Source organism: Streptomyces sp. SID3212, from assembly GCF_009865405.1.
Classification (GTDB): domain Bacteria; phylum Actinomycetota; class Actinomycetes; order Streptomycetales; family Streptomycetaceae; genus Streptomyces.
In genome coordinates, this window is sequence record NZ_WWJY01001243.1 from 1 (window position 1) to 11,663 (window position 11,663).

General features: G+C 72.0%; 7 protein-coding genes. 2 read left to right on the forward strand and 5 right to left on the reverse strand.

The window, feature by feature from the left end; genetic code table 11:
- On the reverse strand, nt 1-1,219 hold a 1,219-nt coding region (locus tag GT042_RS37405), incomplete at its 3' end, for a CocE/NonD family hydrolase (protein ID WP_161313118.1).
- 230 nt (nt 1,220-1,449) lie between these two features.
- Here GT042_RS37405 and GT042_RS37410 point away from each other — a divergent pair.
- Both GT042_RS37410 and GT042_RS37415 read left to right on the forward strand, forming a co-directional pair.
- Nucleotides 1,450-2,994, forward strand: coding sequence for a M1 family metallopeptidase (locus tag GT042_RS37410; RefSeq protein WP_161313122.1), 1,545 nt, complete (start codon nt 1,450-1,452; stop codon nt 2,992-2,994).
- Nucleotides 2,995-3,172: 178 nt separating this feature from the next.
- Nucleotides 3,173-4,213, forward strand: a complete 1,041-nt coding sequence (locus tag GT042_RS37415) for a LacI family DNA-binding transcriptional regulator (protein WP_161313123.1) — start codon at nt 3,173-3,175, stop codon at nt 4,211-4,213.
- 57 nt (nt 4,214-4,270) lie between these two features.
- Here the strand turns inward: GT042_RS37415 and GT042_RS37420 are convergent, their stop codons facing one another.
- The 4 genes from GT042_RS37420 to GT042_RS37435 all read right to left on the reverse strand — a co-directional run bounded on the left by GT042_RS37420 (nt 4,271) and on the right by GT042_RS37435 (nt 11,387).
- On the reverse strand, nt 4,271-6,526 hold the full coding sequence (locus GT042_RS37420) for a glycosyl hydrolase (RefSeq protein WP_237531581.1): 2,256 nt from the start codon (nt 6,524-6,526) through the stop codon (nt 4,271-4,273).
- 171 nt (nt 6,527-6,697) lie between these two features.
- Nucleotides 6,698-8,881, reverse strand: coding sequence for a 3-hydroxyacyl-CoA dehydrogenase NAD-binding domain-containing protein (locus GT042_RS37425; protein ID WP_161313119.1), 2,184 nt, complete (start codon nt 8,879-8,881; stop codon nt 6,698-6,700).
- Nucleotides 8,882-8,955: 74 nt separating this feature from the next.
- Nucleotides 8,956-10,170 (reverse strand): acetyl-CoA C-acetyltransferase, encoded by a 1,215-nt coding sequence (locus tag GT042_RS37430; RefSeq protein ID WP_161313120.1) that lies wholly within the window; start codon nt 10,168-10,170, stop codon nt 8,956-8,958.
- Nucleotides 10,171-10,262: 92 nt separating this feature from the next.
- Complete coding sequence (locus GT042_RS37435) at nt 10,263-11,387, reverse strand: CaiB/BaiF CoA-transferase family protein (RefSeq protein ID WP_161313121.1); 1,125 nt, start codon at nt 11,385-11,387, stop codon at nt 10,263-10,265.
- Nucleotides 11,388-11,663: the final 276 nt, after the last annotated feature.

The window sequence follows — 11,663 nt, forward strand, 5'->3', positions numbered from 1 at the left end:
TCGTGGTGTCCGTGCCGCGCGGCGGCCACACCCGGTCGGTGGACCACTGGCCGGGGGCGCGTTCGATGTCCGCCATGGGCTCGCGCTCGATGCCGTTGTCGTAACCGAGCAGGTAGTGGTCGAACCACCGGTGGAGGGTGTCGACCCACTCGGCGCGGCGGAAGTCGAAGGGGTCGACGTGGCCCGTCTGGGAGAGCCAGATCTTGCGCTCGACCCCGGCGTCGGCGAGGGCGTCCCACCACTGGCCGAGGTGTTTCGTACGGACGTTGAGGTCCTGGGTGCCGTGGACGGCGAAGACGCTGGCGGTGACGCGGCCGGCGTTCTTGACGTAGTCGCGCGCCTCCCACAGCGCGGTGACGTCGCCCGTACGGGGAGCCTCGTCGACCAGGCGCTGCTGGACGGCCTGGCAGCGGGCGCGGGCGGCCGGGCTCTCCACGTAGTTGGAGAGCCAGTCGGGTCCTGAGCCCTGGAGGGGCGCGCCCTGCTGGAAGTAGTAGTCGTACCACGAGCTGATGGCGCTGATCGGGACGATGGTCTCCAGGCCGCGGACGCCGGTGGCGGCGACGCCGTTGGCGATCGTGCCGTCGTAGCTCTTCCCGATCATGCCGGTCCTGCCGTTGGTCCAGCCGGCCTGGACGCGGGTGGTGCCGGTGGGGGTGGCGTACGCGCGGGCGCGGCCGTTCAGCCAGTCCACGACCGCCTTGGCGGACCGCACGTCGGAGGGTCCGCCGACGTCGGCGCAGCCGTCGGAGCGGCTGGTGCCCGCGAGGTCTACGGCGACGAAGGCGTAGCCGCGCGGGACGAAGTAGTTGTCGTAGTGGAGGGGGAAGGAGAGGGGGTCGCCGTCGGCGTCGTACGTCTTCCGCTGGCTCTCGTTGCCGCGTCCGCAGCAGGAGTAGTACGGGCTGGCGTCCATGATCACGGGGATCTTCCGGCCCTGCCGCGCCGGTTCGGCCGGCCGTACGATGTCGACCGCCACCCGGTCGGACAGGCCGTCGGCGTCGCCGTCGAGGCCGATGTCGACCCAGACGGACTCGCGGACGGCGTCCGCGTAGGAGTGGACGGGCTGACTGACCTTCACCGCGCCGTGGGGCGTCCGCGGCGCGCCCTGTGCTCCCGCCGGGGTGAGCAGGACCCCCAGCAGGGCGGCGCAGGCCGTCGCGATCAGCGTTCTGTACGACCTGTACGGCCGGCGGGCTCCCCGCGCACGGATCTCCATGGGGCGGAAAGGTACCCCGGTCAACTCCCGTGCAACAGGGGGCAGTCGGGGGCGCACGGAGTGATCTTCCGGTCCGGGACGGCGTGCGGCGAGGCGCCGGGTCCACGGAAAACGCGGGGCCGTGTCCGCCGGATGGCAATCATGTGACGGAGGGAGCCATGAGCATGACCACTCACGGGGCGCTGCATACAGTCGAAGGGATCTTCGACCCCCACACCTTGGAGTTCTTCGTGCACCGCAGACTCATCGTCCCCGGCGTCCTGGCGGCCTCGCTCCTGCTGGCGGTCCCGGCGTCGGCCGCGGGCTTCACGCCGGGCGCACCGGGCATCGGCGACCCCTACTACCCGGCCGGCGGTAACGGCGGGTACGACGTGTCCCACTACGACCTCCGGCTCACCTACCAGCCCGCCACGGACCTGCTCCAGGGCACGGCGACCCTGCTCACCACCGCGACGCAGAACCTCTCGCGGTTCAACCTCGACTTCGGCCTCACGGTCGACGAGGTGCTGGTGAACGGGAAGAAGGCGGCGTTCGCGAAGAGTGGGAAGCAGGAGCTGGAGATCACCCCGGCGGCCCCGCTGAAGCAGGGTCAGTCGGCGACGGTGGTCGTACGGTACGCGGGCAAGCCCTCCACGTTCTCGATCGACGGCTACACGGCGTGGCAGCGCACCCCGGACGGCGGGGTCGCGGCCCAGGAGCCGGACTCCGCCGCGTGGTGGTTCCCGTCCAACGACCACCCGCTGGACAAGGCGACGTACGACGTGTCGGTCTCGGTGCCGGACGGCACGCAGGCGATCAGCAACGGCGTGCTCCAGTCGCAGACGTCGAAGCTGGGCTGGACGCGCTACAGCTGGCGCTCCAACAAGCCGCAGGCGACGTATCTGACGACCCTCGCGGTGGGCAAGTTCGACATCACGACGGACACGACGGCGAACGGGCTGCCGATCGTCAACGCGTACAGCAAGGACCTGGGCGACAACGCGGGCGCGGCGCGGGCGAGCGTGGAGCGTACCGGTGAGGTCGTGGACTGGCTGAGCGGCGTCTTCGGCCCGTACCCCTTCAACGCGGTGGGCGGGTACGTCCCCAATGTGCCCAGCGGGTTCGCGCTGGAGACGCAGACCCGGGTCTTCTACAGCCCCCGGCAGTTCGCGCGCGGCTCGAACGTCTCGGTCGTCGTGCACGAGCTGGCGCACCAGTGGTACGGCGACAGTGTGTCGGTGAAGGGCTGGAAGGACATCTGGCTCAACGAGGGCTTCGCCAGCTACAGCCAATGGCTCTGGTCGGAGAAGGAGGGCGAGGGCACGGCGCAGGAACTGGCCGACTACGTCTACGCGTTGTACCCGGCCGGCGACCCGTTCTGGACGGTGAGGCCGGGCGACCCGGGGCCGGAGAACCAGTTCGCGGGGGCGGTGTACGACCGGGGCGCGCTGGCGCTCCAGGCGCTGCGGAACAGGATCGGTGACGAGGACTTCTTCGCGATCCTCAAGGGGTGGCCGGCGGAGCGCGCGTACGGGAACGCGTCGGTGGGCGACTTCGTGGCGTACGCGGAGCGGGTCTCCGGCGAGCAGCTCGACGCCCTGTTCGACACGTGGCTGTTCCAGCCGTCGAAGCCGGCGTCGGGGTCGGCGTCCGGGTCGGGATCCGGGTCGGCGTCCGGTTCTGCGCTCTCCCCTGCGGCGTCCGCCGCCGCGCGGGGTGCCGGGGCCGCCGCGGTCCCGGTCCCGCCCACGTCCTGGAAGCAGATCGCCGCGACGCACTCGGTCCACGGCCGCTGACGTCCGCGGCTCCTCCCCGCCCCCGTTCCTGTCCCCTGTCGCCGCCCCCGCCCCCCGCGACCTGCGGGGGCGGGGGCAGGGGCCGGGAGAAAGCGCTCTCCCGCGCGGGCGTGCCCGATACCCTGTCGTCGTACTGTGGTGGGTCGTATCCACCATGTCCGCCGACGAGGAGCACGCCTTGCCCGAGCCGCTCGCAGGGGCCCGGCCCACCCTGGAAGCCGTCGCCGCCCGGGCCGGTGTCTCGCGGGCCACGGCCTCGCGGGTGGTCAACGGTGGCGCGGGGGTCCGGCCGCCGCTGGTCGAGAAGGTGACCAGGGCCGTCGAGGAGCTGGGGTACGTACCGAACCACGCGGCGCGCACCCTGGTGACCCGGCGGACCGGCGCGGTCGCGGTGATCATCGCCGAGCCGGAGATCCGGATCTTCTCCGACCCGTTCTTCTCCCAGCAGATCCGCGGCATCAGCAAGGAATTGACCGCGCACGACACCCAATTGGTGCTGCTTCTGCTCGAAGGTCCCGGCGACTACGACCGGATCGCGCGCTATCTGGCGGGCGGTCATGTGGACGGCGCGCTGGCCTTCTCGCTGCACACCGACGACCCGATCCCCGCGATCACCCGGCGCGCCGGGATCCCGACGGTGTACGGCGGCCGGCCCGCCTGGAGCGTGCCCTCCGAGCACCAGACCGTGCCGTACGTGGACGCGGACAACCGCGGGGGCGCGCGGGCCGCCGTACGGTATCTGCGGGACATGGGACGGCGGCGGATCGCGCACATCGGGGGGCCGCTGGACCAGACGTCGGCCACCGACCGCCTCGACGGCTACCGGGACGTGCTCCCCGCCGGGGATCCGGCACTGATCGCCGAGGGCGAGTTCACGGCGGCGAGCGGGGAGCGGGCGATGGCGGAGCTGCTGGACCGGTGCCCCGACCTGGACGCGGTGTTCGCGGCGAACGACCTGATGGCGTCGGGCGCCCTGCGGGTGCTCAAGGAGCGCGGGAGGGCGGTGCCCGGGGAGGTGGCGCTCGTGGGCTTCGACGACATGGACTCGATCGCGGAGGGCACGGACCCGCCCCTGACGACCGTCCAGCAGGACATCGAGGGGCAGGGCCGGCTGATGGCCCGGCTGCTGCTGCGGGGCCTGGACCAGGAGCGGGCGGGGGCGCCGGCCCCGGATCCGGTGATCACTCCGACGACGCTGGTACGGCGGGCCTCGGCCTAGGGCTTGCGCCCGGCCGGGACCCGCCGCTGGACGTCCTGCCTGATCGCTACCCGCTCGCTACCTGCTCGCGGTCGAGCGGGCCGGGACCGTCAGCGTCGCCCCGTCCGAGAAGGTGACGGTCCTCGCCACCGACTCGAAGTTGTGCGCCGCGTAGGTCCGTACCCCGCCCTTCGAGAAGACGGCGGACGTCGGGATCGATCCGGTGACCGTGGCGTCCGGAGCGCCCACCGCGGCCAGGGTGTTGATCCAGTGGTACGTGTGCGCCTTGGACTCGCCGGCCTCGGGGCCGTAACCGGCGTTCCCCGCGTCCCACTTGGTCTTCGCGGTGGCGGGGGTGGAGAGCGCCTCGAACTCCCAGAGGATGTCCCGCCATTCGACGGCCGGCCCGCCGTTCTCCCGTTGCAGCTCGGCGAGGTTGCGGTTGATCGCGTCCTTCCTGCGGGCGAGGTGGAGCGAACCGCCCGTCACCGGGAGGACGTTGATGCCGTGGATCTCCTCCGGGTTGGCGGTCCACCAGGTGGAGTACGCGCCGCCGCTGCCCCACACCATGCCGACCGTGTCGTGGCCGAAGGAGGCCGGGAAGACCTGCTGGTCGGCGTCGAACCAGTACTGGGCGATCGCCTCCGACTCCGTCGTCAGCAGATAACTGCCCAGGTCGCGCAGCTCGTTGTTGCCGGTGGCAGAGCCCCACAGCACCAGCGCGGCGCTGAGGTTGGTGGACTCGGACGACGACTCCTGGTTGTTGCCCGCGGCGAAGCCCTGGTGCCCGGAGGCCCAGCTGTGGCCCGCGTAGATGTCGAAGCCGCGCAGGAAGGGGAAGTCGGCGTCGGTACGGCTCGGGTTGGCCGCGTCCCGTATCAGCGTCTTGACCATGCCGCCCCAGGCCGGGTCGGCGGCCCACGCCTGGTCGTACTGCGCGACGATCGCCGCCGCGTACACGTAGTAGCTGTAGTGGAAGTGATGGTCGTTCAGTTCGGTGTCGCTGCCGTACGACGCCGGGTAGCCGATGAGCGTCTTCCACGTCCGGTCGTACGAGAACTCACTCGCGCCGCCCGCCGTGAACCACTCCTGGAGCCTGCCCTTGAGCAGTCCGAGGAGCTTGTCGCGGGTGGCGGTCTCGCCGATCTGGTCGGCCATGGGGACGAGTTGGGCGAGCTTGCCGAGGGCCTTGCCCGTCCAGTACGTGTCCCGCGCGCCGGAGAACGGGTCGGCCGCGTTCGCCACCTCGTTCAGGTAGCCCCGGAGGCGGGCCCGGTCGACGCCGGTCGAGGCGGGCAGCGTGGGCAGCACCCCGGAGCCCTGCTGGCTCGTGGTGAACGAGGCGGCTTCCCTGACCTTCATCGTGCCGCGCGGCGAGACGTAGGTGTACGGCGTCAACGCGTCGGTGGTGTACAGCCATTGGTGGCGGTAGAGGGCCTGGAGCGTGCCCGTCTCGGTGCCCTCCTGGGGCGCGGTGGTGAGGCTGTAGGTGGCCCTGACCGTGCCGCCGGTGCTGCTCCAGGTCACCTTGGAACCGGTCACGAAGCTGTACGCGTACTTCCGGTACGTGGCGAGGGCGTCCGTGGAGGGCAGGACGGCGACCGAGAAGTAGTCCTTGGCCCCGAGCCCGGCCGTGACGGTGGAGCCGGAGACTGTCCAGTCGGCGCCGGTCGGCGCGAACAGCGCGTAGTGGTGGCCCGCGACGGTGATGCCGAGGACGTTGCCCTGGTCGGCGAAGACGGCGGGGGCGGCGGCGGTGGTGATCCGGGCGTCGCCGCCGGTGCCCTTGGCGTATACGAAAGGCAGGCCGTGGCCGATGGTGGCGCGCAGGGTGCGGGCACCGTCGGACCAGTAGGGCGTGACGGTCCAGTCGGACCAGGCGTCGGCCTTGGTGTCGGCCGAGTTGAGCCCGGTCAGCCCGAGGGTGAGGTCGCGCTTGTGCGCGTACTCGTACTGCCGGCCGTCGCCGCTGACGGTCGGCGCCGTCGGGTATCCGACCTCCAGGCCGCCGGCCACCGCCTGGTACGTGAGCGGATGACCGTACATCGGGGTGGACCAGGGGTTGTCGGCGTACCGCTGGAAGGCCAGCGAGGACCACCAGTCGTTGGTGGGCAGCGGCTTGGCCCGCGCGGCCGGGGTCACCTTGGGGGTGACGGGGGTCCCGGTCCCGGTGGTGGGCCCGGAGGTCCCGGCGGGACGCGTGTCGGTGTAACTGCCGGAGCCCACCGGCACGGTGGCCGCCGCGGCGGGCGTGGCGGTGGGGACCAGGCCGACGGCGGCGAGCGCGGTGACAAGAACCGCCGCGGACAGCGGCCGGGCACGGGAGAAGGACATGGACGGCACCTCGGAGACATGGGGGGAAGGGTCGTCGGAGAGCGCTCTCTCAGGTACAAGGAACGTAAAACTCTTGAAATGGAAGTGTCAATACAGCTGACACACAAGGAAGTTGTGGGTCATGACCGATCCACTCCCGAGCCCGTCCCCGACGGCCTCCCCCCGGCGCCCCTACGCGTCCGTGAACCTCTCGCCCTTCGCCGCCTTGTCGATCAACAGGGCCGGGGGGGCGAAGCGTTCGCCGTAGCGTTCCGCCAACTGCCGGGCCCGGGTGGCGAATCCGGCCGGGCCGCCCTCGTATCCGTTGATGTACTGGAGGACCCCGCCCGTCCACGCCGGGAAGCCGATGCCCATGATCGAGCCGATGTTGGCGTCGGCCACGGACGTCAGGACGTTCTCCTCCAGGCAGCGGACGGCGTCCAGGGCCTCGGAGAACAGCATCCGCTCCTGGAGGTCCTGGAAGGGCACGCCGGCGGGCTCCGCCGGGGCGAAGTGTTCGCGCAGGCCCGGCCAGAGGCGGGTACGGGTGCCGTCCTCCGCGTAGTCGTAGAAGCCCGCCCCGCCGACGCGGCCCGGGCGGCCGAACTCGTCGGCCATCCGGTCGATCACGGCGTCCGCGGGATGCCCGGTCCACGTACCGCCGCCCTCCTCGGCCGCGCGCCGCGACTCCTCGCGGATCTTGCGCGCCAGGGTCAGGGTCAGTTCGTCCATCAGGGCGAGCACCTTGGCCGGGTAGCCCGCCTGTGCGGCGGCCTGTTCGACCGACGCGGGCTCGATGCCCTCACCGACCATGGCGACGCCCTCGTTGATGAACTGCCCGATCACCCGCGACGTGAAGAAGCCCCGCGCGTCGTTGACGACGATGGGGGTCTTCTTGATCCGGCGGACCAGGTCGAACGCGCGCGCCAGGGCCTCGTCGCCGGTCCGTTCGCCCCTGATGATCTCGACCAGGGGCATCTTGTCGACGGGCGAGAAGAAGTGCAGACCGATGAAGTCGGCGGGGCGCGCCACCCCTTCGGCGAGCGCCGTGATGGGCAGCGTGGAGGTGTTGGAACAGAGCAGCGCGTCGGGCGCGACGATCTCCTGGATCTCCTGGAACACCTTGTGCTTGAGCGCCGGGTCCTCGAAGACCGCCTCGATCACCGTGTCGCAGTCCGCCAGGTCGGCGGGGTCGGCGGTCGGGGTGATGCGGGCGAGCACCCGGTCCCGCTCGGCCTCGGTCGTACGGCCCCGGGAGACCGCCTTCGTGAGGACCTTCGCCGCCTGCGCCTTGCCGCGTGCAGCCGCGTCCTGGGTGACGTCCTTCAGCAGTACGTCGAGGCCGGCGCGGGCGCACGCGTACGCGATGCCCGCGCCCATCGTCCCGGCGCCGAGGACCGCGACCTTGCGGACCTCGCGGGGCGGGACCTCGCGCGGGCGGCTGCCGCCGGAGTTGACGGCCCGCAGGTCGAAGAAGAACGCCTGGATCATGTTTTTCGCGGTCTGTCCCGTGACCAGCTCGGTGAAGTAACGGGACTCCACGGTCTGCGCCGTCTCGAAGTCGACCTGCGAGCCTTCGACGGCCGCCGCGAGGATGTTGCGCGGGGCGGGGAAGGGGGCGCCGGCGAGCTGCTTGCTCAGACTGGCCGGGAACGCGGGGAGGTTGGCGGCGAAACGCGGGCTGGAGGGTGTGCCGCCGGGGATGCGGTAGCCCTTCTCGTCCCACGGCTGCCGGGACTCGGGGTGGGCGTCGATGAACGCGCGCGCCCGGTCGAGCATCTCCTCGCGGGTGGCCACGACTTCGTGGACCAGACCGTTGTCGAGGGCGCGGCGCGGGGAGTACTGCGTGCCCTGGAGCAGCACCTTGAGCAGGGCGTCCGCGATGCCCAGGAGCCGTACCGTACGGGTGACACCGCCGCCGCCCGGCAGCAGCCCGAGCGTGACCTCGGGCAGGCCGATCCGGGAGCCCGGCGCGTCGAGGGCGATGCGGTGGTGGCAGGCGAGGGCGATCTCGTAACCGCCGCCCAGGGCCGCGCCGTTGAGGGCGGCGACGACGGGCTTGCCGAGGGTCTCCAGGCGCCGCAGGGCGCCCTTCATGGCCAGGCCGCCCTCGAAGATCCGCCGGGCGTCGCCGGGGCCCGCCTTGATCAGGTCCTTGAGGTCGCCGCCGGCGAAGAAGGTCTTCTTGGCGGAGGTGACGATGAAGCCGCGGACGCTGTCCTTCTCGGCCTCGGCGCGGTCGGCGGTCGCGGCGAGGGAGCGGCGGAACGCCTCGTTCATCGTGTTGGTGGACTGGCTCGGGTCGTCCAGGACCAGGGTGACCACACCGGTGTTGTCCTGCTCCCAGCGGATGGTGGGGGACGCGGACTCGTTCATGCTGCTGCTCCGTTGCTCCGTAGGGGGTCTGGACGGGCCGGACGTAAGAGGGAGGCGCCGGACCGGCAGGCGGATCAGAGGCGTTCGACCACGGTGGCCACTCCCATGCCGCCGCCGACGCAGAGGGTGGCGAGGCCGTACCGCTTGTCCTGGCGTTCCAGTTCGTCCACGAGCGTGCCGACGAGCATCGCGCCGGTCGCGCCGAGGGGGTGGCCGAGCGCGATGGCGCCGCCGTTGACGTTGACCTTGTCGAGGGAGATCCCCATCTCCCCGACGAACCGCAGGACCACCGCCGCGAAGGCCTCGTTGATCTCCACGAGGTCGATGTCGTCGATCGTCAGCCCGGCCTTGGCGAGGGCCTTGCGGCTGGCGGGGGCGGGGCCGGTGAGCATGATGGTGGGCTCGGACCCGGAGACGGCGGCGGAGACGATCCGGGCGCGGGGCGTGAGTCCGTACCGTTCACCGGTCTCCCGGGAGCCGATGGCGACGAGGGCCGCGCCGTCCACGATGCCGGAGGAGTTGCCCGCGTGGTGGACGTGGTCGATCGCCTCGACCCAGTGGTACTTCTGGAGGACGACGGCGTCGAAGCCGCCCGCCTCGCCGATCCCGGCGAACGACGGCTTGAGCGCGGCGAGGGTGTCGGCGGTGGTGCCGGGGCGGAGGTGCTCGTCGTGGTCGAGGACGGTGAGCCCGTTGCGGTCGAGGACCGGGACGACGGAGCGCTGGAAGCGGCCTTCCTTCCAGGCGGTGGCGGCCCGTTCCTGGGACAGCGCGGCGAACTCGTCCACGTCGCGGCGGGTGAAGCCGCCGAGGGTGGCGATCAGGTCGGCGCCGATGCCCTGGGGGGCGAAGCCGGTGGCGAGGTTGGTCATCGGGTCCATCGCCCACGCGCCGCCGTCGGAGCCCATCGGGACGCGGGACATGGACTCGACGCCACCGGCGAGGACGAGGTCCTCCCAGCCCGAACGGACCTTGGCGGCGGCGAGGTTGACGGCTTCGAGCCCGGAGGCACAGAAGCGGTTCTCCTGCACCCCCGCCACGGAGTCGGGGAGCCCGGCGGCGATGGCGGCGATCCGCGCGATGTCGGAGCCCTGGTCGCCGAGGGGGCTCACGACGCCGAGCACGATGTCGTCGATCGCGGCCGGGTCGAGGCCGGGGAAGCGGGCGCGCATCTCGTGGATGAGGCCGACGACGAGGTCGATCGGCTTGGTGCCGTGCAGGGCGCCGTTGGCCTTGCCGCGGCCTCGCGGGGTGCGGATCGCGTCGTACACATACGCTTCGGTACTCACGGCAACTGCCTTTCCGGAGACGGTCACTGGGGCGGGGGGGCAGAAGGTCCGGCGGGTGGTGGATGGTTCGGCGGGCGTTCCGGCGGGCGTTCTCAGCGGGTGGGCAGGTCCCAGTCCCGTGCCACCTCGGCGGTGTCGGCGCCGGGCAGCGCGGGCGCTCTGCGTACGGATCCCGGCGTGGCGGAGAAGCGCGGCGCGGGGGCGGGCTGGGTGACGCCCGCGTGCTCGGTGAAGGTGGCGCGGGTGGCGAGATGCGGGTGCGCGGGGGCCTCACGCAGGGTCAGTACGGGGGTGACACACGCGTCCGTCCCCTCGAAGACCGCTGTCCACTCGGCGCGGGTCCTCTCCTTGAAGCGGGCGGCGACGGCGGCGCGCAGCTCGTCCCAGCGCCCGAAGTCCTTGCGGGCGGGGACGTCGTCCTTGATGCCGAGCAGTTCGATGAACCGGTCGTAGAACCGGGTCTCCAGCGCGCCGACCGCCATGTACGCGCCGTCCGCGGTCTCGTACGAGCCGTAGAAGGGGGCGCCGCCGTCCAGCAGGTTGCCGCCGCGCCGGTCCTGCCAGCCGCCGGCGGCCATCATGGCGTGGATCATGGTGGTGAGGTGGGCGGTGCCGTCCACGACGGCCGCGTCGACCACCTGTCCCGTGCCGTCCGGGGTCCTGGCGTGCTGGAGGGCGGCGAGCAGTCCGATGACGAGGTAGAGCGCGCCGCCCGCGTAGTCACCGAGAAGGTTGGCGGGCAGGGCGGGCGGCTCGTCGGCCTTGCCGATCATGGAGAGCGCGCCGGAGAGGGCGACGTAGCCGATGTCGTGCCCGGCGCTCTGCGCGAGCGGGCCGTCCTGGCCCCAGCCGGTCATCCGGCCGTACACCAGGCGGGGGTTGCGGGCGAGACACTCCTCGGGGCCGATGCCGAGCCGCTCGGCGACCCCGGGCCGGTTCCCCTCGATCAGCAGGTCGGCCCGCTCGACCAGGTCGAGGACGCGGGCGGCGCCGTCGGGCGACTTGAGGTCGATCAGGACGGAGCGCTTGTTGCGGTTGGTGAGGTCGGCCGCGGGGTCGATCCCGAGGCCGGTGCCGCCGGGGCGGTCCACCCGTACGACATCGGCGCCGAGGTCGGCGAGCGTCATGGCGGCGAAGGGCCCGGGCCCGATGCCGGCCAGCTCGACGACGCGGACACCCGCCAGCGGACCGATTCCCGTCGCTGCCGCGTGGGCCATGGGGCTCTCCTCAACACTGGGGCACAGCCGGTGGAACAGCCGTGGGGGGCGGGAACGGACACCACGCCGCACCGGCCTTCCGGCCAGAGCGAGCGCTCAGCCCTGATTCCCGATAGTACGAGGGATACGCCGCCGATCCGGTCCCCGGCTTCCGGTTCGGCGTGGATAGCGTCGGCCGTCCGATGAGGGCCGAACCACGGACCCGTCCTAGGGGGTGTCCGCGAAGTGGGGTCGTCCGCCCGGAGGGCGGGGCTCGCGGTGTCTGGTGCGTGCGAT